General features: G+C 60.1%; 16 protein-coding genes and 2 pseudogenes. 9 read left to right on the top strand and 9 right to left on the bottom strand.

Annotation, left to right across the window (positions count from 1 at the left end; translation table 11 throughout):
* Positions 1–1,694, bottom strand: a pseudogene (locus KQH55_RS10055) (hypothetical protein); the annotation flags it as partial.
* Between the two features lie 231 nt (positions 1,695–1,925).
* Here KQH55_RS10055 and purT point away from each other — a divergent pair.
* Positions 1,926–3,158 carry a formate-dependent phosphoribosylglycinamide formyltransferase gene (purT, locus tag KQH55_RS10050; protein WP_235090735.1) on the top strand — a complete coding sequence of 411 codons (1,233 nt, stop codon included), beginning with the start codon at positions 1,926–1,928 and terminating at the stop codon, positions 3,156–3,158.
* 260 nt (positions 3,159–3,418) lie between these two features.
* Here purT and KQH55_RS10045 read toward each other — a convergent pair whose 3' ends face one another.
* Together KQH55_RS10045 and KQH55_RS10040 are read right to left on the bottom strand one after the other, a co-directional pair.
* Positions 3,419–3,706: a type II toxin-antitoxin system mRNA interferase toxin, RelE/StbE family gene (locus KQH55_RS10045; protein WP_076786310.1), complete on the bottom strand. Its 288-nt coding sequence runs from the start codon at positions 3,704–3,706 to the stop codon at positions 3,419–3,421.
* The gene (locus KQH55_RS10040; protein ID WP_076786312.1) at positions 3,703–4,161 is read right to left on the bottom strand and encodes a hypothetical protein; all 459 of its coding nucleotides are present in this window, start codon (positions 4,159–4,161) and stop codon (positions 3,703–3,705) included. Before KQH55_RS10040 ends, KQH55_RS10045 begins: the two co-directional genes overlap by 4 nt.
* A gap of 136 nt (positions 4,162–4,297) precedes the next feature.
* Between KQH55_RS10040 and KQH55_RS10035 the strand changes: the two are divergent.
* Both KQH55_RS10035 and KQH55_RS10030 read left to right on the top strand, forming a co-directional pair.
* Positions 4,298–5,227 (top strand): annotated as a pseudogene (locus tag KQH55_RS10035) (OB-fold nucleic acid binding domain-containing protein); the annotation flags it as partial.
* A gap of 420 nt (positions 5,228–5,647) precedes the next feature.
* On the top strand, positions 5,648–6,433 hold the full coding sequence (locus tag KQH55_RS10030; RefSeq protein ID WP_235090733.1) for a hypothetical protein: 786 nt from the start codon (positions 5,648–5,650) through the stop codon (positions 6,431–6,433).
* Positions 6,434–6,539: 106 nt separating this feature from the next.
* On the opposite strand, the gene KQH55_RS10025 is transcribed toward KQH55_RS10030, so the two are convergent.
* Positions 6,540–8,147, bottom strand: a complete 1,608-nt coding sequence (locus KQH55_RS10025) for a hypothetical protein (RefSeq protein ID WP_235090731.1) — start codon at positions 8,145–8,147, stop codon at positions 6,540–6,542.
* A 611-nt stretch (positions 8,148–8,758) separates the two neighbouring features.
* Here KQH55_RS10025 and KQH55_RS10020 point away from each other — a divergent pair.
* From KQH55_RS10020 to KQH55_RS10010, 3 genes are all read left to right on the top strand, one after another.
* The gene (locus tag KQH55_RS10020; RefSeq protein WP_235090729.1) at positions 8,759–9,829 is read left to right on the top strand and encodes a TAL effector repeat-containing protein; all 1,071 of its coding nucleotides are present in this window, start codon (positions 8,759–8,761) and stop codon (positions 9,827–9,829) included.
* A 294-nt stretch (positions 9,830–10,123) separates the two neighbouring features.
* On the top strand, positions 10,124–10,264 hold the full coding sequence (locus KQH55_RS10015) for an antitoxin MazE-like protein (RefSeq protein WP_235090727.1): 141 nt from the start codon (positions 10,124–10,126) through the stop codon (positions 10,262–10,264).
* A 193-nt stretch (positions 10,265–10,457) separates the two neighbouring features.
* A complete protein-coding gene (locus KQH55_RS10010; RefSeq protein WP_373566383.1) occupies positions 10,458–11,966 on the top strand; it encodes a DEAD/DEAH box helicase in 1,509 nt (502 codons plus the stop codon).
* 5 nt (positions 11,967–11,971) lie between these two features.
* Here KQH55_RS10010 and gluQRS read toward each other — a convergent pair whose 3' ends face one another.
* Together gluQRS and KQH55_RS10000 are read right to left on the bottom strand one after the other, a co-directional pair.
* Positions 11,972–12,886 carry a tRNA glutamyl-Q(34) synthetase GluQRS gene (gluQRS, locus tag KQH55_RS10005; protein ID WP_235090723.1) on the bottom strand — a complete coding sequence of 305 codons (915 nt, stop codon included), beginning with the start codon at positions 12,884–12,886 and terminating at the stop codon, positions 11,972–11,974.
* Between the two features lie 67 nt (positions 12,887–12,953).
* On the bottom strand, positions 12,954–13,835 hold the full coding sequence (locus KQH55_RS10000; RefSeq protein WP_235090722.1) for a sulfurtransferase: 882 nt from the start codon (positions 13,833–13,835) through the stop codon (positions 12,954–12,956).
* Between the two features lie 327 nt (positions 13,836–14,162).
* On the opposite strand from KQH55_RS10000, the gene dnaE reads away from it, so the two are divergent.
* Positions 14,163–17,759, top strand: a complete 3,597-nt coding sequence (dnaE, locus tag KQH55_RS09995; protein WP_235090721.1) for a DNA polymerase III subunit alpha — start codon at positions 14,163–14,165, stop codon at positions 17,757–17,759.
* Positions 17,689–19,563 (top strand): lipid A export permease/ATP-binding protein MsbA, encoded by a 1,875-nt coding sequence (gene msbA / locus KQH55_RS09990; protein ID WP_235090720.1) that lies wholly within the window; start codon positions 17,689–17,691, stop codon positions 19,561–19,563. Before dnaE ends, msbA begins: the two co-directional genes overlap by 71 nt.
* Positions 19,564–20,290: 727 nt before the next feature.
* Here msbA and KQH55_RS16935 read toward each other — a convergent pair.
* The 3 genes from KQH55_RS16935 to KQH55_RS09975 all read right to left on the bottom strand — a co-directional run bounded on the left by KQH55_RS16935 (position 20,291) and on the right by KQH55_RS09975 (position 22,085).
* Positions 20,291–20,554: a hypothetical protein gene (locus KQH55_RS16935; RefSeq protein WP_373566382.1), complete on the bottom strand. Its 264-nt coding sequence runs from the start codon at positions 20,552–20,554 to the stop codon at positions 20,291–20,293.
* 380 nt (positions 20,555–20,934) lie between these two features.
* A complete protein-coding gene (locus tag KQH55_RS09980; RefSeq protein WP_076795913.1) occupies positions 20,935–21,855 on the bottom strand; it encodes a zeta toxin family protein in 921 nt (306 codons plus the stop codon).
* Positions 21,852–22,085, bottom strand: a complete 234-nt coding sequence (locus tag KQH55_RS09975) for a hypothetical protein (RefSeq protein ID WP_076795910.1) — start codon at positions 22,083–22,085, stop codon at positions 21,852–21,854. Before KQH55_RS09975 ends, KQH55_RS09980 begins: the two co-directional genes overlap by 4 nt.
* A gap of 75 nt (positions 22,086–22,160) precedes the next feature.
* On the opposite strand from KQH55_RS09975, the gene KQH55_RS09970 reads away from it, so the two are divergent.
* Positions 22,161–22,314, top strand: a 154-nt coding sequence (locus KQH55_RS09970) for a transposase (RefSeq protein WP_255763123.1), incomplete at its 3' end; no start/stop codon positions are given.

Below are 22,314 nucleotides of genomic sequence, written 5' to 3'. Positions count from 1 at the left end.
GGCGTGGATATCGGTTCGAGCATGGACATTGGCTCGGGTGTAGATGTCGGTGCTGACACTGGCAAGGGTGCCGGTGCGGAGACGGCAGTGGCAGCTGTTGCTGCCGCGACCCGGGCAGTCGGCGGGACGACAGGTGGGGGAGCGGCGGGGGACAGGTCTGGCGGTGCATCCACGCGCAGCTCAGGCGAGCGAAGGGTGTCCAAAGGCGTCTCGGCACGCGCTGGCGGGAGGGGGGCCAATGGTGGCGAGTCGGATTCCGACGACGATCGGGTCGGCGGCGTGAGAGCCCATTCCGGTGTGGCTGCGTCAGGCGGTGTCGCAGCGGGCCTTGACTGGTCCGGATCCAATCGCGGCGCTGCACACGCCGACGAAGACGTAACAGGGGACGTTGGAGCGAGCGTCGCCGGGGCCGGATCGTGAGGTATTGCCGCAGATTCTGACGAGGGTTGAGCCAGCGGTGACGCAGCAGGCACGGGCGCTTCTGGCAGCGCGGTGGCCGTGTTGCCGTGGCGACTCGCTCGTCGGTCAAGGCTTGCGCCGGCGAGCGCGGTCCATTGCGCTGCTTGTTGCTCGATCGCGCGCAGTGCCGCCACGATGCTTGGCGGCGTTGGCGGTGCAGGCGGGGCAGCGAACACGCCGTCCAGTTGTGCTGGTCCACTCGCGGGGCTGGCGCGCTGCGCCGCAGCACGCTCTAGGTAGTTGTCGCTCGGCCGATACGGGCGCGGCGGCGTGCGCGACGGCACTAGCCGGGGAGCGGGCGCGGCGGGGGCGCCGCCACGCGGCATCATGCGGCGCGCTTCGTCACCGTCGGGCACGGCTGTGCGCGGGATAGCGCGCGAATGGGCCGCGTACGGGGGCGCGGCCGGCCGCACCAGGGAGGCCGGCCTTGTCACGCGCAGGGTTCCCGCCGTCTTCAGCGGTTCGTTTCTGCCGCGCGAAAGAACCTTCGAGGTGTTGGGCGCCGGGGCGGTGCACGGCGCCGGGGTGGCCCCTGGCGACACCGCAGGCGGCGACGTGGCGGCGGACAGCGCGGTCGCCGGCCCGCGGCCGTGATCATGAAGGCGCGCCGATGGACCCGCCGACTCGAACCGGGCGTCCGGCGATGGGGCCGTAAAACCGCGTGTCATGCCCAGGTGCTTCGGCACGCGGCGCGCGTCGGGCCAGCGGGAGGCGCACGCGCGTTTGCCTCGCGTATCGTTCGGGCCAAAACCGCCGTTGCCGAGCGCGCAAAAATAACTTTTGCGCGGACTCTGCGTTGCGCCGCCGCCGGTGGGGCGACGTGTCGGGCGTTCGTGTTGTTCGTCGCGCGACGGGCGGCGTGTGCCGATACCGATGCCTAGGCCGAAAGTACGGTCCAGGTACGCGAGGCATGACGGCCATTGGGCGCCAAATAGCCACGGCAGTGCGGCGATCCACAACAGTGTGAACACGACGATCGACGCGGGTGTGCCCAGCAGCGCAGCCAGGCCCGCGGCGCTTGCACGGCCGATCGCGTCGTACGCGGCATGCGTGGCGAGCTGCGCCTCCAGTGCGCTGCTGGCGACCAAGACGACGACGGTGCCAAGCCACAGGCGGATCGTCCCGGGCCCCTGCAGGCCGGCGCTGCCCGGCCACAGCGCACGCGCGAGCCGCCACGCGAAGACGATGAGCCAGGCTGTGGAAAATCCGAATCCGCCGAGAACCACGCTGAGCATGCTTGAATAGAATCAGTCAGAGAAAGCAGGTGCCGCACTGCCGGACGACGATCGCGGACCAAGGAGCAAGTTTAACTGCTCGATGTGAATGCCGTGGCGACCACCGGTGCTGAGCGCATATCGATGGCCGATGCAACCTGCGTGTGCGGCGAGCAGCCCCGCGAAGGGGCAGCATGTTAACATCGCCGGCCATGCCGCACTATCAGTCTTGGCTACATCAAAGGGGAATTCATGTCCGTCAGTTCGTTTCATCACCGGCGTTTCGGCACGCCATTGTCGCCGGGCGCGACCCGTGTGATGCTGCTCGGAGCCGGCGAGTTGGGCAAAGAGGTGGTCATTGCGTTGCAGCGGCTCGGCGTCGAGGTGATCGCGGTCGATCGTTATGCCGATGCCCCCGGCCACCAGGTCGCACACCGTGCATACGTGATAGATATGACCGATGGCTGCGCGCTTCGCGCACTGGTCGAGCAGGAGCGCCCGCATCTGATCGTGCCCGAAATCGAGGCGATCGCCACCGACGAGCTTGCCGCAATTGAAGCTCAGGGACTGGCCGAGGTAATCCCCACTGCACGCGCGGCGCAATTGACGATGAACCGCGAAGGCATTCGCCGCCTGGCCGCCGAGCAACTGCAATTGCCGACTTCGCACTACGCGTTTGCGGACTCGCTCGACGCGCTGCAAGCCGCGATCGACGACGGTATCGGCTACCCGTGCGTGGTCAAGCCCGTCATGTCATCCTCCGGCAAAGGCCAGTCCGTGCTCAGGAGCGCTGCAGACATTGAGCGGGCCTGGCATTGCGCGATGTCGGGCGGGCGTGTGCATCACGGCCGGGTGATCGTCGAGGGCTTTGTGCAGTTCGACTATGAGATCACGCTGCTCACCGTGCGAGCCACTGATCCAGCAAACGGTGGGATCGCGACGTATTTCTGTGAGCCGGTGGGCCACCTGCAAGTAGACGGGGACTATGTCGAATCATGGCAACCGCAGCCTATGAGCCCGCTGGCGCTCGAGCGGGCGCGTGACGTCGCTCAGCGGATGACGGCCGCACTAGGTGGGCGTGGGCTATTTGGGGTCGAGCTATTCGTCCGCGGCGATCGGGTCTGGTTTTCCGAGGTCAGCCCGCGTCCGCACGATACCGGGCTCGTGACGCTGGCCACGCAGCGCTTTTCCGAATTCGAACTGCATGCACGCGCGATCCTGGGTTTGCCGGTGGATCCCGCGTTGCGCTCGCCCGGGGCGTCGGCGGTGGTCTACGGCGGTCGCGACGAGAAAGGCATTAGCTTCGACGGTGTTGCCGATGCGCTGGCGGTGCCGGGCGCGGATCTGCGGCTATTCGGTAAGCCGCAGAGCTTCGTCAAGCGCCGCATGGGCGTGGCGTTGGCGGTGGCATCGAGCGTCGACGAAGCCCGCGAGCGCGCACGCACGGCGGCTAGCCGTATCAAACCGGTCAGTGGCGGCGTATGAGCTCGATTGCACTGCGCCGCCGGATCATGGCCCGCAAGCCGCGTGTGATGCCACGACGCAAACCCGGGTGATAGATTTTCTCGCCATCAATGGCCCCACCCTTGTAGCCACGGTCCGCACCGCATCACCTCGGCCGGGGCTCAGCCGGTCCAAAGGACTGAAACTGCACCAGCCCGTCCTTGCCGACGCGGTAGAGGTGGTACATGGAAGTCGACGGGTTGTAGAGAGTCAGGCACAGTGGCTTCAAATTCGACATGGGCTTATCCTTTTGCTGGCCACTGCTGGCGCGCATGCAGCACGCGCAGGATCTCCACGCGCTTGTCCGTCACGCGGTAGACCATCAAGTAGTTTTCCGTCACCACGGCCTCGCGCGTGCCGCGCACGCGCCCCGGTCGGTACAGCGTCGGATTCGCCGGCAAGGCCTCGGCCTTCTGCTCGATCAGCTCGTCCAGCTCAAGCGCGGCCACCGGATTGTCCTCGGCGATGTAGTCCATGATTGCGGCGCGATCCTCGCGCGCCCTCGGGTTCCAGTGCAGCGCCAAGGTCAAGCGTTACCCCCGCGCTTCGCGATCCGCTGCTGCAGCGCCGCGCGGCGCTCGGCAAACTCGGCCTTGACTTCGGCGTGGGGAAGGGAAGGGCGCGGGTCATCAAGCGCCTGCTGCACCTGGTCGCGGAACCACTTGTCATAGGCCCGTGCGGCGTGCGCTTCCTTGAGCGCGGCCGACCGGTCGGGCCGTGTGGTGCGCTCGGCCGACGCCGGATCGAAGCCGGCTGCGTCCACGTCGAAGCGGCTGATGCCCAGTTCGCGCAGGAAGGCCACCAGCGTTTCGAGCTTGCGAAACACGCGCACGTCGCCGCGCTTGGCCGCCAGGAAACGCTCGGTCAGGCCGTACTTGGCCGCGATGGTCCAGCCGTTGCCATGGCCGACGACATGCGCCGCACGCACGGCGCCGGCTTCCACGAGTTGGGTGAGGGTCTTTTGGTCAATGGTCTCGGTTGCCATGGTGAAATCTCCGTCAATGGTTCTCGTTCATCAGTTCGGGCCGCATCGTTTTCGCTCCGGTGGTGGCCAGCGCGAGCTGGCGCTGAACTTGGTTCGACTTTTATTATTGTACATGCTACCACTTTACTATATATTGGGAGATATGGAATTCCCGGAAAGCCATGCGGCCAGCTTCGCGCTGCTCGTGTACGCGAGTGCGTGGCTTAAATGCCATGCGCCGGCTGCGTTTTCTGTGCGCGCTACTCAACAGCCAACCGATGGGCTTTTATACGCCGTCACAGCTGGTGCAGGATGCGCGTCGGCATGGCGAAGGTGCTGCCAGCGGACGTGACCGTGAGCGACTGGGACAGCACGCTGCAAGGGCAAGACCTGGAGGCGCCGGTGCGGCTGGGCCTGTCGCTGATTCGCGGCTTAGCAAAGGAGGCGGCCGCGCGCATCGAATTGGCGCGTGCGGTGCGGCCCTTTTCGGATGTGACGGATCTGGCGCGGCGCGCGCAGCTCACGCGGCGCGATCTGCAAGCGTTGGCCGGCGCCAACGCACTGGTGAGCCTCGCGGGCAATCGCCGCGCGGCGCTGTGGCACGCGCTCGCCGCAGTGCCTGACAAGGATCTGCTGCGTGCGGCTGGCACCGACGACGCGACGCCGGCATTCGCGCCGCTCACGGAGGGGCAAGCGATCGCGCACGACTATCGCGCGCTCGGCCTGACGCTTGGGCGCCATCCGCTCGCGCAGCTGCGCGCGCAGCTACTTCGGCATCGCTTGCTGCCGGCGACGACGCTACAGGGCTATCGCGACGGGCAACTGGCGCGCGCGTGCGGCCTGGTGACGGTGCGTCAGCGCCCGGGCGGCGTCAACGGCATGCTGTTTGTGACGCTCGAAGATGAAACCGGCCACACAAACGTGATTATCTGGCCGTCGCTGTTAGAGCGTCAGTGCAAGGAAGTGCTCGGTGCGTCGCTACTGGCCGTGTATGGCATCTGGCAACGGCACGGGCAGGTGACCCATTTAGTCGCTCAGCGCCTCGTGGATCGGTTCGCTGACGACAACGAGTCGCAATTTTTGTTGATACAGCTCACTGGGCCAGTATACATGGCTGCGCGCGGCGGCGCAGCGGTCAACCAGCATTGAAGACACGCGACCATGCGATGTGCGGCAACAGCGCTGCGGTGATAGAGACAGCACGGTTGAGGATGGCCGTGCGCATGGGGCGCTGGGCATCGGCCCACTGAAGAAAAAGACGCGCAGTGTTACTCGTGGGCGTGTACGCCCACGTGGCGCAGCAAACTGCGCATCGTTGTGTATGGCTTCGTCTATGAACGTGCCGGAGCGCAAACGCAACCGTATAGTGAATTGTAGTCACGTGTCGGTGGGCAATCGCAAGGCCCGAAGGCGGTTCGCGTGCAGGGATGCGGATTTGGGTTAGCGAAAAATTGGCTATGTCGCCCCGAATCCAACCACGGAATTGAAAGCAAAATTTGGAGCAATCGTGAAACTACCTGGCCTCGGGAAATTTCCCAATTTACTTTCATTAAAAACAAAAAATGGCTGGAAAGAAATTCAGAAAAATAGCAGTGTTGCAGCCAAAAAAGGGCAGAACTTTATTCTTGATAATATACGACCTTTGGGTGCCAGTAAAAACGCCAAAGCGCATTGGAGTATTTCTGCCGGCCAGAAGCCAGTGAATCGGCCTATTTCGCAAAAAAATAATAATATTGATTTTAGTAAACTTGTAAGCAATGTTTGGCTAAGCAAATCCAGCAAAGTGTCGAATAAAAATGTTGTCACTCTTGAGGAAAAGGCGGCAGATTTGCACGGGCAATTAGATAATTTTAGTAACCATGCCTACACATTATACCATGAAGTGCGCAACAGAACAAGTAATTATAATTCTGACGATCGAATGAGGATACGTGCCGAGGCGAGGGAACTATATCAAGAAAAGTCCAATTTTGTTAGAAACTCCAAAAAAGAGCTGCAGAGAATAATCAGTTCTCAAGACTTGCCAAGTCAGAAAGACAAAAATCAAAGTTGGAATGCAGGGGAATCGTATTATCGCGTGGGGCGGCTGAGCGCTAGCTTGACGAGTTTTTCTAATGTCTACAATCCTGATTCAATCAGACAAGGAATAAGCTTCCATGAGAGATTCGCACAAAAATTAAAGTCATCCGGAAGTGAATATGATAATAATATGAAGAAGCTTGATAAAATTCAGTCAAAAATTCTATCCCTAAGTAAAAAAATGGAAGAAGAGCTAAATAATTTAGGTAAATAGTTATTTCTCTACAACGCCGTGGATCGTAAGTATAGAGGGCGGCTTAACAGGACTGCGTTAGCCTCGCGTGCCGTCGCCCTCTCAAAGGTGTTCGGCTATCGTTATATTATTGACGGCCCATTCGCGCCTTGATCCAATCGACAAATGACCGGTGACGCCGATTGCTACCCGCGCGATCAACGGCCTTCGGTTGATTGGAGTCCTCCCACCATGTGAGCGGGGGTGGGTCAGGGTCAAAGTTAAATAGCGGTTCAGGGGTCAACTTGGCTCGCTCATCCCGGATGCGAGCTTGTATCGGTAACAACAACTGTTCTTGCTTGTTTAATGCCTTACCTGCCAGCTTTAAATCAAACCAATCTTCAAGATCAAGTAAATGCATTTCTCGTATTGGCGGTGGAAGCTGGCTATTTAAATCGAGCACACGTTCCAGCGTTTCGGGAGAATAATAATGTGTTAAGTCGTCGTTGTTTGTAATCCCCCGGATGATATCGTTGAACATATCTTTATTCATGCCTTGACCGCTGGATATCCTGTCAAAGCCATCAAGCGCCAGCGTCAGCGCAAACTCTGAATTGTTACCTTCGGTTAGTTTACTGAATGTTTCCAGAAATGCTGCAACAATCGGCTTTTGATCTTGTGGATCCAACATGGGCAGGATTTCGTATTTCCACTGTTGCAGCCTTCGGCTTTGCTCCGCAGCACTCAAGCCAATCATCGCTTCGGGCAGGCCCGCCAACGCCTCGCCTTTATATGTCGTTAATCGGTTTGCCGCCTCCAGCATGGATTCGTAGGCGGCAAGACGTATGCGCTCAGGCAGCCAGCGGATCGCTCGACCCAGCTCATATCGGGAACTAGATTGTAAATCTTTGGGAAGCGCTTCGACGTAATTAAGCAAACGCTGATATCGCTTTAGCACATGAGTTCGATCTAGACAATGAAGCAGGAATAACCGCCTGGCTAGTTCTGTGCTTAATCTAGCCCGTCCAATATCGTCCAGTCGCGTCATTTCGTCCAACAAGCGATCAAATCGCGGCCCCAACTCAGGCAGTGGCTTATATGGCCGCCCTTCGATGGTGGCCCACTCTTCGGCCCTGTTCCAAGGATAAGTGCCTAGTAGGCGAGCAAGATCAGGCAGTATCTCGCGGCGCTTCTCTAATGGACTATTGATCGTGCGGCAGAGGATGTCATCGAATACTGCGATCATCGACTCGGTCGTGAAGTTTTGATCAGCATCAAAGCCCCACGTAATCAGTAAACGATAATCTTCTTCAAAATGGTGAATCATCTTGTCCCGAAACGCTTCACTATTCGGGATTTTTAAAGATGCAGCAAAGATATGAGTAAACGCTTCGGTTTGCTCAGTGCGAGGAAACTTATTGATCCCAGACATGGCAAGCTTGTCTAATGCTTGCAATAACGCGTACGGGTCCGCCACGTCTCTGTGCAGCCCGTCTAAAAGCTCACGCAACGGCTCTAGCCGGACCTCCCTGGCGCCATCCTCCTCACGCAACGTCTTCTTTAGAAACGCATAAACGCGATCCATAGGCGCCATGCCAGCATAACTGGCTGGTGCCTGCCGCTGAGCCGTATTAGGGTCCTCGCCGCTGAAGAAACCGCTTGAGGGCGAGTTGCCAGAACCGCTTTTGTGTGAGTCGATGGACGCATAGATGGCGGCGTTGTGAGCGTTTGGCGGTGGCGTGGTATTGAAATCCATACTGAACGTATCGAAGATGAAAGAAAGCGTAAGGTCGTAATGCCACCCGGGCAGAGGCGAATAGGCGTGTGCCGACTATATAACGCATGGGCGAACGGTTTTCCGAACCATTGCTGATCAGGTATGTACAAAGTCGTTTTCAATGGCTTTGTCGCATCAACACAATAGGATAGAATGGCAGACCGCCAAGGTCTGGTAGGCGCGACTGTGCGAAGCCAGCGTTGAAGAATTGCTCGTTGAGACGCTCGAAGCAGCTAAGCGTGCCCACGCTGTCAAAACTTCGAGCCAGCCATTGAGTGGTTGCGGCTCAAATAACTTGCGCCTCTTCGCTATGTTGAGCGCTCACGCTTATTGTCGGGTAATCCGCTTTGCTTCGCCCAGTAGGTGAAGCGTTCGCTGTCGAGCGCAACGTGTTTGCCTTGCCATTCAAAGTACGTGTCTGTCAATGGCACGGAGTGCTTGAAATGGATAGGTGGCTAGGTGTTTGGGCTCAGCTTACCAACCATACCCAATCTTTTGTCGAGCTTGATGCGGACGAGGTTACGCAAACCAGTGCGCGCTCGCTCGTGCGAGAGGGCCGGTGTGCCGATGGTTCAGCGTCGGTTTGAGCCATGTCGGCGATGTTTATGCCTCAAGAAGGCAAGCAATCGGCTAACGGGCTTAACCTCAGCCCACTCGAACGCATAAAGATTGAGAAACATTATGGTGGTAGTGCCACCCTGGCGTTTATCTCAAATCAGCACGATGAGCTCGCTCAAGTACTGAGTCGGGCTGATATCTTAAAAATTGCAAGCTATGACTGCGCAGCCCAGGCGTTGCAAGCGGTGCTCGACTGTGGGCCGATGCTTGGCAAACGCGGTTTCAGCCGAGCGGATATCGTCAAAATCGCGGGCAATGGCGGTGGGGCGCAGGCACTGCAGGCGGTGCTTGAGCTTGAGCCGACGTTTCGCGAGCGCGGCTTCAGCCGGGGTGATACCGTTAAGATCGCGAGCAATAATGGTGGGGCGCAGGCACTGCAGGCACTGCAGGCAGTGCTTGAGCTTGAGCCGACGCTTCGCGAGCACGGCTTCAGCCGAGCGGATATCGTCAGAATCGCGGGCAATGGCGGTGGGGCACAGGCGCTGTATTCGGTGCTTGACGTTGGACTAACGCTAGGCAAACGTAGTTTCAGTCGAGCGGATATCGTCAAAATGGCGCGCAATGACGGTGGGGCGCAGGCACTGCATACGGTGCTTAAACTTGAGCCGACACTCGGCGAACGCGGTTTCAGCCGGGGCGATATCGTCAAAATGGCGGGCAATATCGGCGGGGCTCAGGCGCTGAAGGCAGTGCTCGAGCATGGGCCAACACTGGATGAGCGCGGCTTTACTCTGACCGATATCGTCAAAATGGCGGGCAATATCGGCGGCGCTCAAGCATTGAAGGCAGTGCTTGAGCATGGGCCGACGCTGCGGCAACGTGACTTGAGTCTAATCGATATCGTGGAGATTGCGAGCAATGGCGGCGCCCAGGCGTTGAAAGCGGTGCTCAAATATGGGCCGGTGCTGACGCAGGCAGGACGTTCCAACGAGGAGATCGTACATGTGGCCGCGCGCCGAGGAGGAGCTGGTCGAATACGAAAGATGGTGGCCTCTTTGCTAGGCGGCAACAGAGACGACGTTACCAGCATTGAAGGCCAGTGACAAGGTGCAGGGCGTGCTGGTGGTGCCACGGTGGCCGCATGGTTGCCCGTTGCCGTGCGCGTGAGTAAGGCGCTGAACCTCAGTCGGCTGAACACAGGCGCTCGGGCCGCATTGCGTCACCCGTCAGGTTGTAGCTGCCACACTCGCCGGCATAAGTGAGGTTGCATGTGACGGATAACAATCATAAAAGTTACATGTAACAAAAAGAGATCAGTATGGTTCATGTAAACTCACGCGTTCAAAAAACACCGCGGCGCACTGCGTAAGGCAGGACTGCGCCCGATACAAATCTGGGTGCCAGATACACGTCGCCCCGACTTTGTGCAAGAATGCCGTCGCCAGTCTCAGCTTGTCGCCCAGGCGGACATGGCCGACCCGGATATGCAGCAATTTGTCGATGGAACTGTGGCGGATGTGAATGGCTGGACAGAATGAGGCGAGGAGACTTCGTGTCCATCGCCTCATTTTAGTTGAAACGATGTCCGTGAATCGCACAGGTGATACGCAATGCATGCACCCCGTCGCGCCGGATCCAGCCTTGGCTGCGTAAAGTGCTACAATTTAAAGCTATTTTTGGTATTTCATTAGGGGCAGCCGCGCACGCGGCCGCTTGAGCGAACGCCCATACATGTCAGATTCAGCCATTACCTCACGTTCCGTCCCGACTGACGCGGGGGCTTGCGGTGCTACGGCAAGCGCCGCCGCCTCCAATTCCGCGCCAGCCGCCGCTCCGTTGTCATTTGACGGGTTCGGCTTTGCTGCGCCGATCCTTCAGGCGATAGGCGAACAGGGCTACACGAAACCGACGCCGATCCAGGCGCAGGCGATTCCCATCGTGCTGGCCGGACGCGATGTTATGGGCGCGGCGCAGACCGGTACCGGCAAGACGGCCAGCTTCTCGCTACCGATCATCCAGCGCTTGTTGCCGCTCGCCAGTACCAGTGCGTCTCCTGCACGTCACCCGGTGCGGGCGTTAATTCTGACGCCTACGCGCGAACTCGCGGACCAGGTGGCGGCCAATGTGCATGCGTACGCCAAGCATACCCCGCTACGCAGCGCGGTCGTGTTCGGCGGCGTCGATATGAATCCACAGACGGCTGAATTGCGCCGCGGGGTCGAGATCCTGATCGCGACGCCCGGCCGGCTGCTCGATCATGTGCAGCAAAAGAGCACGTCACTGGCGCAGGTGCAGATGCTCGTGCTCGACGAAGCCGACCGGATGCTCGACATGGGCTTCCTGCCCGACTTGCAGCGAATCCTGAACCTGTTGCCGAACCAAAGGCAAACGTTGCTGTTTTCCGCGACGTTCTCTGCCGAAATCAAGAAGCTCGCGTCGACCTACTTGCGCAATCCGGTCACGATTGAGGTGGCTCGCAGTAATTCGACGGCATCGAACGTGCGGCAAATCGTCTTCGAGGTGGCCGAGCCGGACAAGCCGGCGGCGGTCGTGCAGTTGATTCGCCAGCGTGGATTGAAGCAGGTGATCGTTTTTTGCAACAGCAAGATCGGTGCGAGCCGGCTTGCAAGGCAACTTGAGCGCAATGGCGTGGTCGCCACCGCAATCCATGGTGACCGTTCGCAAAGCGAGCGGATGCAGGCGTTGGATGCGTTCAAACGCGGCGAGATCGAGGCCTTGGTTGCGACCGACGTGGCCGCGCGCGGCCTGGATATCGCGGAGTTGCCGGCGGTGATTAATTTCGACTTGCCGTTCAATGCGGAAGACTATGTGCACCGGATCGGGCGTACGGGTCGGGCCGGGGCATCCGGTGATGCGCTGTCGTTGTTCAGTGGCAACGAGCGTAAGCAACTGGCGGACATCGAAAAACTGATCAAGCGAGCGTTGACCATCGAGCCGCTCGAACTGGACCGGCCGGCACGTCAAGGCCGTTCGCGTTATCACGACGATCGCGATGACAGCCGTCGCGATCGTCATGCACACGTCGCTGACCGGGTGCGCGCGTCAATGCGTGACGCCCAGCCGGTTGATGATTTTTTCACGAAGCCGTATGAGCCGTCGCCTTCGGCCCGCCAGACATCGGAACGCGCGGAATCGAGCCCATCGACCGACAAGAAGGGGTCGAAGCGACCGCTGGCCGCGCTCCTGGGCGGCTTCGGCATGCCGCGCCGGAATTCGTGACCGTGTCACGCGCGCGTCGCCAGGCGCGCGCCCCAAGCGGGCACCGCCTCACGATAGAACGCCTCCAGCGTCGTGCATCGCTGGGGCGCCAACGCGAGCCCGAGATGCGACGCCGCAGCCAGTAGCGCCTTGAGCGGCCGGTCGATGTCGATCGGCGGTGCGCCGGTTTGCTTGCTCAATTTCTCGCCCTGCGCATTGATGACCACGGGCACGTGCAGATAAGCGGGCGTTGGATAGCCGAGGCAGCGCTGCAAGTAGATTTGTCGCGCGGTGGAATCGAGCAGGTCTGCGCCGCGCACGACGTCGGTAATCTGTTGCTGCGCGTCGTCGACGACCACTGCGAGCTGGTAGGCCCAAAGTCCATCCGCGCGCCTCATCACGAAGTCGCCGACCTCGGTGGCGAGATTCTGCTGTTGCGCATGCTGCCAGCGGTCATCGAAGACGATCACTGCGTTTTCCCCGTCCGGCACCCGAATGCGCCACGCACGCGCTGGCTTGCCGTGCAATCCGCTTCGGCACGTTCCTGGGTAGGCAAGTGTGGTGTGCCGAACGTGCGTGCGCCGCAGCGAATCAGCGATTTCCTTGCGTGTGCATCCGCATGGATAAATCAGGCCCGCTGTATCCAATTGCGTGAGCGCTTGCTGATACAGCGCGGTACGAGTGCTTTGCCATACCGGCGTTTCATCGCAGTGCATGCCGAGCCGGTGTAGCGTCTTCAAGATGTGTTCTGCTGCGCCGGGCACTGTGCGCGGTATATCGATGTCCTCTATCCTGACCAGCCACATGCCGTCATGCGCACGCGCGTCCAGGTAGCTCGCTAGCGCGCTGACCAGCGAGCCTTGATGCAGTGGGCCGCTCGGGGACGGCGCAAAACGACCGCGATAGCGGCGCGGCGACGCGCTCCCGGTTATCCTCTGCATCGCAAAGCGTTTTTTACGTCATGACCAGTGGGCAAGCCGCGCCTATCGCGGCCCGACAGGGCGCGCATCATGTGGCGATCTGTGCCGATGGCTCGGATGACGGGCACGCATCGTTCGCGCAGTGCGGGCACTGTTCGCCGGCGACATAAAGCGGCGATCGTTGTTCGGTCGGGGTGACGACCGCGCGGCACGCGAAGCACTGCACAGTGCCGGTCGGTTCGAGTTGCGGGTTGAGCGCCGTTCGATGATCGAACACGAAGCAGTCACCATGGTAGTGAGCGCCGCCCACCTCTTCGAAGTACTTCAGGATGCCGCCATCGAGCTGGTACACGCTGTCGATGCCGATGTTGTGCATATGGATTGCGGCTTTCTCGCAGCGGATGCCGCCGGTGCAAAACGACACGATGGTCTTGCCTGCCAGTGTGTCTCGATGCGACGCGACAGCATCCGGAAACTCGCTGAACTTTGTCAGCCGATAGTCGATCGCGTTGTCGAATGTGCCCACGTCGACTTCGAACGCATTGCGCGTGTCGAGCATCACCACGGGACGGCCGGCGTCATCGTGCCCGCGATCGAGCCATTGCTTCAGGGTGCGCGCATCGATCGCCGGCGCGCGGCCGGCTTCGGGCCGTATCGCCGGTGACTTCATCGTGATGATCTCACGCTTGAGCCTGACCAGCATGCGTCGGAACGGTTGCTTGTCCGACAGGCTTTGCTTGAATGGCAAATCCGCGAACTTACCGCCAAACATCGGGTCGGTGCGCAGGTAGTCGATGAACGCGTCAGTTGCCTCGCGGCTGCCGGCGATGAACAGGTTGATGCCCTCGGGCGCTAGCAAAATCGTGCCGCGTAGCGCCAGCGCGTCACATCGCTGTCGCAGCACCGGACGCCACGTGTCGATCGCGTCCAGCGAAATGAATTTGTAGGCGGCAAGGTTGACGATACTCATGGTGTGCTGCTCTTGGCGAAAACAGAAATCAATGTGGCCGTGCGGCGACCGTAGGCATGGCCGTGCGGCGACTGTGGGCAGAAGGGCGCTTGGTCCGCCCATCGACCGGGATGGCGCCGGCGTCATAGGGTTGTATTATCGCCGATCCGTCGCCCAGACCGCATCAGCCAGTTGGTCAGCGAGCGGTCGCGCTTATTCACATAGGCCGTCTCGCTCACATAGTTCGTCTCGCCGACTGGGCCGCCTGGCGCAGACCGGTATGCTGTCGTGAGGGCCGGCGCGGCAGCATGACGGTCGGTGTCGCTCCCCGCAAGGTAAAATACCTCTATGTCTGATCCACGCTTCGTCCATCTGCGCGTTCACTCCGAGTTTTCCATTGCCGACGGCATCGTGCGTCTTGACGACGCGGTCGAGCGTGCAGCGGAAGACGGGCAAGGTGCGCTTGCACTGACCGATCTCGCCAACGCGTTCGGCCTGGTGCGTTTTTACAAGGCGGCTCGTGCGCACGGCGTCAAGCCGATCGTCGGTGCCGACGTCTGGGTCTCGAACCCCGACGATCGCGACAAGCCGGCACGGCTGTTGTTGCTCGTCAAGGACCGGCGTGGCTATCTAAACCTGTGCGAGTTGCTCAGCCGCGCGTGGTTGACGAACCAGTACCGCGGTCGGGCCGAGGTTGACTGCCAGTGGTTCGAAACGGGCCTTGCCGAAGGCCTGCTGGCGTTATCCGGTGCGCAACACGGCGACATCGGTATCGCGCTGGCCGCGGGCAACGTGCAGGCGGCCGCACGCCATGCGCAGCGCTGGTCGGCGATCTTCCCGAATGCGTTCTACATCGAGTTGCAGCGAATGCGGCAACCGGGTGTCGAAGCTTATGTACAGCAGGCGGTGGAGCTTGCTGCGCAGTTGAGGCTGCCCGTAGTGGCGACGCATCCGGTGCAGTTTATGACGCCGGAGGACTTCACCGCGCACGAAGCGCGTGTATGTATCTCCGAAGGCGACATACTTGCCAACCCGAGACGCGCGAAGCGGTTTTCGACGGACCAGTACTTTTTCACGCAGCAGCAGATGTGCGAGCTGTTTGCCGATATCCCGTCGGCGCTGGCCAACACGGTGGAAATCGCCAAGCGCTGCAACCTGACGCTTGAACTGGGCAAGCCCAAGCTGCCGTTGTTCCCGACACCGGACGGGATGTCGCTGGACGATTACCTCGTTCAGTTGTCCAGTAGTGGACTCGAGCAGCGCCTCGAGCAGTTGTTTCCGGACGCGACGCAACGTAACGCGCAGCGCCAGACGTATCAAGAACGGCTGGCGTTCGAGTGTGACACCATCATCAAGATGGGTTTTCCAGGTTACTTCTTGATCGTCGCGGACTTCATCAACTGGGCCAAGAACAATGGGGTGCCGGTGGGGCCGGGACGGGGATCGGGCGCCGGTTCGCTGGTGGCGTTCGCGCTCGGGATCACGGATTTGGATCCATTGCGCTACAACCTGCTGTTCGAGCGGTTCCTCAATCCCGAGCGTGTCTCGATGCCGGACTTCGACATCGACTTCTGCCAGGATGGCCGCGATCGCGTGATCCAATATGTGAAGAGCAAGTATGGCGCCGATGCGGTGTCGCAGATCGCCACATTTGGCACGATGGCAGCAAAGGCTGCGGTGCGCGACATCGGCCGCGTGCTGGACTTGGGCTACAACTTCACCGATGGCGTCGCGAAGCTGATTCCGTTTAAGCCCGGCAAGCATGTGACGATTGCCGACGCGATGAAGGAGGAGCCGCAGCTGCAAGAGCGATTCGACAACGAGGACGAGGTGCGCCAGTTGCTCGAACTCGCGCAACGCGTCGAAGGGTTGACGCGCAACGTCGGCATGCACGCCGGGGGTGTGTTGATCGCGCCAGGCAAGCTGACTGATTTTTGTCCGCTGTACACGCAGGGTGACGACGGTGGTGTCGTCAGCCAGTACGATAAGGATGACGTCGAGGCCGTCGGGCTCGTCAAGTTCGACTTTCTCGGATTGACCACGCTCACGATCCTCGATTGGGCCGAGCGCTACATCCGGCGACTGGACCCGTCCAAGCAGGATTGGTCGCTCGCGCAGGTGCCGCTGGACGACCCCGCGTCGTTCACGATCCTGAAGAATGCCAATACGGTGGCGGTGTTCCAGTTGGAAAGCCGCGGCATGCAAGGCATGCTCAAGGATGCGCAGCCCGACCGCTTTGAGGACATCATCGCGCTGGTCGCGCTGTACCGGCCGGGCCCGATGGATCTGATTCCAAGCTTTTGCGCGCGCAAGCATGGGCGAGAAACGGTCGAATATCCGGATCCCCGCGTCGAGCCTATCCTGAAGGAGACCTATGGCATCATGGTCTATCAGGAGCAGGTGATGCAGATGGCGCAGATCATCGGCGGCTATTCACTCGGCGGCGCGGACTTGCTGCGTCGCGCGATGGGCAAGAAAAAGCCTGAGGAGATGGCCAAGCATCGCGAGTTGTTCCGTGAAGGAGCAGCCAAGAATGGCTTGAGCGCGGAAAAGGCTGACGAGATCTTCGACTTGATGGAGAAGTTCGCCGGCTACGGCTTTAATAAGTCGCACGCGGCGGCATATGCGCTGCTCGCGTATTACACCGCGTGGCTCAAGGTGCATCATCCGGCCGAATTCATGGCGGCCAATATGTCGCTTGCGATGGATGACACCGACAAGGTGAAGATCCTTTTCGAGGACTGCATCGCGAACCATCTGGCGGTGCTGCCGCCGGACATTAATCAGTCGGCCTACCGCTTCGAGCCGGTGGCCGATGCGCCGGGCAAGCGCTCGAAGATGATCCGCTACGGCCTGGGTGCGATCAAGGGTAGTGGGCAGAACGCGATCGAGGAGATCTTGCGGGCCCGCGAGTCGCAGCCGTTCAGCGACCTGTTTGACTTCTGCGAGCGCGTCGATCGCCGCATTGTGAATCGCCGCACGATCGAGGCGCTGATCCGGGCCGGCGCATTTGATTCGCTGCACGAGAACCGGGCGCAACTGCTCGCGTCGGTGCCGCTGGCGATGGAGGCGGCCGAGCAGGCGAGCGCCAATGCGCTGCAGGGCGGCTTGTTCGACATGCCCGATGGCTCGAGCGGCCATCAGCATGAGTTGGTCGACGAGCCGGCGTGGACGGAGAAGCGCAAGCTGCAGGAGGAGAAAGCGGCGCTTGGCTTTTATATTTCTGGGCACTTGTTCGACGCATACAAGGACGAAGTGCGACGCTTCGTGCGCCAGAAAATCGGGGAGTTGAAGGAAGGGCGCGACAAGGTGATCGCTGGCGTGATCACGGCGATGCGCACGCAGATGACGCAACGCGGCAAGATGCTGGTCGCAGTGCTCGATGACGGCACTGGCCAGTGCGAGGTCACGGTCTTCAACGAGATCTACGACGCAAATCGCGCGATCTTTAAGGAAGACGAACTGCTGGTCGTGCAGGGACAAGCGCGCAACGACAGCTTTACCGGTGGCATTCGCTTCACCGTCGACATCGTCATGGATCTGGAGCGCGCCCGCCGCCGCTATGCGGACTCGCTACTGTTGTCGATCAATGGCAATGCGGATCCGAGGCGGTTGCGTGATTTGCTCGAACCGCACCGGCTGGCGGCAACCCCGCAGTCCGAACAGATGCCGATGGTCGCCGGCACGTCGGGTCGGGCGCGTCATGCCGGTGGCCCGCTGCGCGGCCCGGCGGGCGATGGCGGCAACGGGCGTCGCAACGGCGACGCGCGTGGCGGCCCGGAGCCGGGCGGCTTGCGGGTCAGAATCCGCTACCAGGGCATTGGCGCGCAATGCGACTCGACGCTGGGCGACGCGTGGCGCGTGAGGCCCAGCGATGACCTTCTCAACCTGCTGCGCGCCGAATTCAGCGCGGGCGCTGTCGAAATCCAGTATCCGCAGCGCTGACACCATCGAAAGGATTGATTTGACTGCACCTGAGAACAGCGGGGCCAGTAGCGTGGCCAAACCCGTCGCGCACGTCGATGTACTGGCCCGCATCGGCCGGATCGTGCGGCCGTACTGGTGGGCGGTCGTGCTCGCGATCGTATCGATGGGGCTGGTGGCGGCGGCCGAGGCGGGCATTCCGGCGTTGCTCAAACCGTTGATCGACAAAGGTTTTGGCACGAAGGACCCGAGTTCGTCGGTTCACTGGTATGTTCCGGTGGCGATCATCGGGCTCGCGCTAGCTCGTGGGCTTGCACAGTACGCGTCCGGCTACTTATTGTCCTACGTGCTGAACCGTGCTTTGTTGGACCTGCGGTTGCAGATGTTCCAGACGATGCTGCGCGCACCGGCCGCTTTTTTCCAGCGTGAGACGGCCAGCACGATCATCAATGCGATCGTGTTCGAGGTGAACCAGGTGCTCAACGTGTTGACGAACGTGCTAGTCACGCTTGTGCGCGATTCGTTGACGGTGGTGTTCCTGCTCGGCTATCTGTTCTACCTCAATTGGCGGTTGACGCTAATCGTTGCGGTGATCCTGCCGGCGATCGGCTGGCTGGTCAGCAAGATTAACCGGCGTTTGCGCCGGCTCAATCGTGAGCAGCAAATGCTGACCAACCAGCTATCGTACGTCGTCGAGGAGACGGTTGGCGGCTACAAGGTCGTCAAGGTGCACAACGGCGAACCGTACGAAATGGGCCGCTTCATGCATATGAGCCGGCGCCTGCGTGGCTATGCAATGCGGGTGGCGATTTCCGGCGGCCTGGCTCAGCCGCTGACGCAGTTCCTCGCATCGATCGCTTTGGCCGTGGTGATTACGATTGCCGTGATCCAATCGGCGAACGACCAGACGACGGTCGGTGGATTCGTCGCGTTCGTCACGTCGATGTTGCTCGTGATTTCGCCGTTGAAGCACTTGATCGACGTCAACCAGCCGTTGACACGCGGCATGACGGCCGCCGAGCTGATTTTTGGCCTGATTGACGAGCCGGTGGAGGATGCCGGCGGCGAACGGAAACTTGATCGTGCGACCGGCAGTGTCGAATTCGAACAGGTGAGTTTCGACTATGGGGCAGCGCAGCGGCCGACGCTCGACGACATCTCGTTGAAGATTGCGCCGGGTGAGATGGTGGCGCTGGCCGGGCCATCCGGCAGCGGCAAGACTACGCTGGTGAACCTGTTGCCCCGCTTCTTTGATCCGACCGCCGGGCGCGTGTTGATCGACGGCGTGCCGTTGCCCGAGTATCGATTGCCGGACCTGCGCAAACAGATCGCATTCGTTAGTCAGGATGTCGTGCTGTTCAACGATACGATTGCGGCTAACGTCGCCTATGGGCAGCCTGTAGAGCGCGAGCGCGTCGATGCCGCGCTACGCGCAGCCAGTCTCACGGAGGCAGTGGCGTTGATGCCGGCGGGGATCGATACGCTGGTTGGCGACAATGGCATGCGACTGTCCGGCGGACAGCGGCAACGGCTCGCGATTGCCCGCGCAATCTACAAGGATGCGCCGATTTTGATCCTCGATGAGGCGACGTCGGCACTCGATTCGGAGTCGGAACGCCATGTGCAAGCAGCGCTCGAAGTACTGATGCGGGGGCGGACCACGCTGGTGATCGCGCACCGACTGTCGACGATTGAGCGCGCCGATCGCATCCTTGTGCTCGATGGCGGTCGGATCGTTGAGGAGGGGACGCACGCGGAGCTATTGCGCCGCGACGGTCTGTATGCAAACCTGCATCGGATTCAGTATCAGCAAGGGACGGCGTAGCGGTGTACGCTACGCCGTGAGGTTGCTCCCGAAAAACGAATCCCTTGTTGAGCATTTAAACTCAAGCAAGAAGCGTCAAGAAGACGAGCAAGACGACGCGGGCGCGCTACACGCTCGAATCCAAGCTGGAGGCGGTGCGGTTGGTTAAAGCCGGTCAGCGTATTGCGGCAGTGGCTGCGACGTTGGACGTGCCGGCATCGGGTGGCATTGACCTCGCACGAGGTTCACATAGAGGCCGCGTGCGACATGCGTAATCAGTCCGGCACGCTCGTGGCGTGCGAGCGCCTTGAGCATAGCGCGTTCGTTCTCGGGGAATAGGAGACGGAGCGTGTTTAACGAATACACCCAAATCCCTGCCTTGTCCCACCGGTCCATGGCCGCGATCAGTGCTCGAACAAGCATTCTATGATTTACAGAAACTGAACATTTATGGGCAGTATGTGTTCAGTGGCACAGGCAGGGCAAGACGGCTATGAACGGCAAAATAACAATGTTCACGCTCCGCTAATGTCGGCAACTCGGTGCTGGCTGGCCGATTCACATCGGGAAAGGGGTGCGACGAAACTTGCCGCACTGAGATTGCGATGAGGCAACCTCGGTATCGGCAGGTGGTTTCGGACAAGCCGTGACGAACTGATGGTCGAAGCGAAACCCGGGTTCGATACTACAATCGTTTCCTTGCTAACTCGAACGTCAAGGAGCGACGCCGTCGTCGGCTCGGTTCGGTTCACTGCGGTCGCTTGCCCTCTTCTTTGTAGTCGACACTAAGGCCAACGATGCGAGTTATACGCTCGTCTAGCCACGTTCTTGCGATCTGGCGACCCGCAGTTTCGCCGTGACCCCCTAGTATTGATCGATGCTGTCGGCGCAGGCCAGCACGACGTGCTCGCCATGCCAACGCCTGCACCGTCTTGCGGCGCATTGTCAGCGCCATGAGTTGCTCGTGTCCCGCTTCGCTCAACACGAGTTCCGCCTTGGGTCTTGCGCTCATCGCCGCCTCTTTGTATCCGTGGCATGCACTACACGGTACTACAGGTGGCAATTATTCAATAAATTCTTAATTCATGACACTAAGCGGTGTTTGAAATCGATGCCGCACCGGCTAAGGCTGAATTCGAGCTTTCTTCTGTCCGAAGGGCAGACCTAAGCAATAAATTTTTTGCTTATTCCTATCGTGATGCCTAAAATATCCATATCCTGTTAGCCAACAGGATTCGCTTTGAACGTCGCGCTAACATTCAGGAAGCGTTTCTCAAACTCGGCTGCTGCTTGATCTGCTGGAACATCATTTAGCGAGCGCAGTAGCCTTGATGAAACCGTCTCTAAGCGAGACTGGAAGGTTGGATTCGTGGCAGGCCGCCCGATCCAATCCTAACCTTGCTTTGGTGCCCGATGCTGAGCTACTGGCGAAACCACGTCGATGGGCACGATCTTGCCGTGCTCATACCGATAGCTCACGGTCTGCTTTTGGCCGACGACATACACCGTCGTCGCGGCGAGTTGTCGGTCGTGTAACAACAATTCCCCTGAAACGTCTTGCAGCGCGTGATGCTCGGTAACACGTACCACTATGCCGGTGTAATCCTTGCCGTGCACAGCCTCGGCGGCCCGAACAGGCCGGCTATCAGATAGCATGGCCGAGAGCAGTTTGCGCGAAGCGAGCCGCCGCATATACGGATCGGTCAGCTTCCCAGCGACCCACGGCAGGATGGTATCCTCCACTGGGAACTCCACATCTTCGTCTGCCTTCGTGGCGACGATCCGCAAGTTACCGGGCGCTTCCGAGTTATCGAGCACAATCGCTTGGTCGGCGTGCTCGAATGCGGCTGGCAGCAAATCCATCGTCGCAGCGTAGCGACGGCGAATCGCGTCCGGCTCGACGGCATGACCACCATCCGCCACGCGGTTAGCAACGCGGAGCACGTTGATTTCAGGACTTTCCGTCGTGACGAAGAATAGAGAGACGCGGTAGCCAAGCGCCTTCGCCTGCGTCATGAACGCGACTTTCTCAGGTGTGGACATGACCGTTTCGAAGGCAAAGTTGCGCCCCTCGAGCAGCGCCTGGAGACGACGCTGCTCCGCAATCCGAGCAGCCCTAAGGTTACGCTCGCGATAATCGGAGATCTGATCCTGAAGACTGCGGGCAATGTCGTCGGCGTTGATGTACTCTCCCGAGAACTGCTCCGGGTCGCCGACGACTGCCTCTGTAATGGTGGATTTCCCCGAGCCATTCGGCCCGGCGAAGATGATGACTGCTGGAATGCCTTGTTTTTCTGCGGTCGTGATGGTCATGCGACTTTAAAGGTCTTGCGCTTTACGCTGGACGCTCCAACGCTCACCTTGACGACATCGCCCGATACCTGCGTAGCCGCCTCTTTTGGATCGCGCACGACGTAAACGGGCTGGATGCCCTTTTTTTCAAGGTTATGGGCGGCCTTTTTCACCGCCGCGTTGGCGCGTGCCAAAAACACATCGCTGGCCATATAACGGCCAAGTCTGTCAGTAGGCATGATCCACTCCATTGGACACCTTCTAGTCAACATTATACTCTGTCGTACTAGGGGAAAGTCCCGCATCGGGAAGGGGCGGAGCAGAAGCTGACAATGGTGCGGGAGAGTTTCGAGCCAGGGAAATCGGTCTCGATGGTCGCGCGCCAACACGGCATGAATCCGAACCAGCTATTTCACTGGCGCAAACTGTATCAGGACGGGAGCCTGTCGGCGGTTAAGGCTGGTGAGGAGGTTATACCGG

Origin of the sequence: Mycetohabitans sp. B3 (assembly GCF_021498065.1) — a bacterium.
GTDB lineage: Bacteria > Pseudomonadota > Gammaproteobacteria > Burkholderiales > Burkholderiaceae > Mycetohabitans.
This window is presented reverse-complemented; position numbering and strand designations above follow the sequence as displayed.

Bases quoted from the DNA above. Each gene is read 5' to 3' on its own strand.
- KQH55_RS10020 (WP_235090729.1), top strand. From the start codon at position 8,759: ATGTCGGCGATGTTTATGCCTCAAGAAGGCAAGCAATCGGCTAACGGG.
- KQH55_RS09975 (WP_076795910.1), bottom strand. From the start codon at position 22,085: ATGGAGTGGATCATGCCTACTGACAGACTTGGCCGTTATATGGCCAGC.
- purT (WP_235090735.1), top strand. From the start codon at position 1,926: ATGTCCGTCAGTTCGTTTCATCACCGGCGTTTCGGCACGCCATTGTCG.
- KQH55_RS10010 (WP_373566383.1), top strand. From the start codon at position 10,458: ATGTCAGATTCAGCCATTACCTCACGTTCCGTCCCGACTGACGCGGGG.
- gluQRS (WP_235090723.1), bottom strand. From the start codon at position 12,886: ATGCAGAGGATAACCGGGAGCGCGTCGCCGCGCCGCTATCGCGGTCGT.
- msbA (WP_235090720.1), top strand. From the start codon at position 17,689: ATGACCTTCTCAACCTGCTGCGCGCCGAATTCAGCGCGGGCGCTGTCG.
- KQH55_RS09980 (WP_076795913.1), bottom strand. From the start codon at position 21,855: ATGACCATCACGACCGCAGAAAAACAAGGCATTCCAGCAGTCATCATC.
- KQH55_RS10000 (WP_235090722.1), bottom strand. From the start codon at position 13,835: ATGAGTATCGTCAACCTTGCCGCCTACAAATTCATTTCGCTGGACGCG.
- KQH55_RS10040 (WP_076786312.1), bottom strand. From the start codon at position 4,161: ATGGCAACCGAGACCATTGACCAAAAGACCCTCACCCAACTCGTGGAA.
- KQH55_RS10025 (WP_235090731.1), bottom strand. From the start codon at position 8,147: ATGGATTTCAATACCACGCCACCGCCAAACGCTCACAACGCCGCCATC.
- KQH55_RS16935 (WP_373566382.1), bottom strand. From the start codon at position 20,554: ATGAGCGCAAGACCCAAGGCGGAACTCGTGTTGAGCGAAGCGGGACAC.
- dnaE (WP_235090721.1), top strand. From the start codon at position 14,163: ATGTCTGATCCACGCTTCGTCCATCTGCGCGTTCACTCCGAGTTTTCC.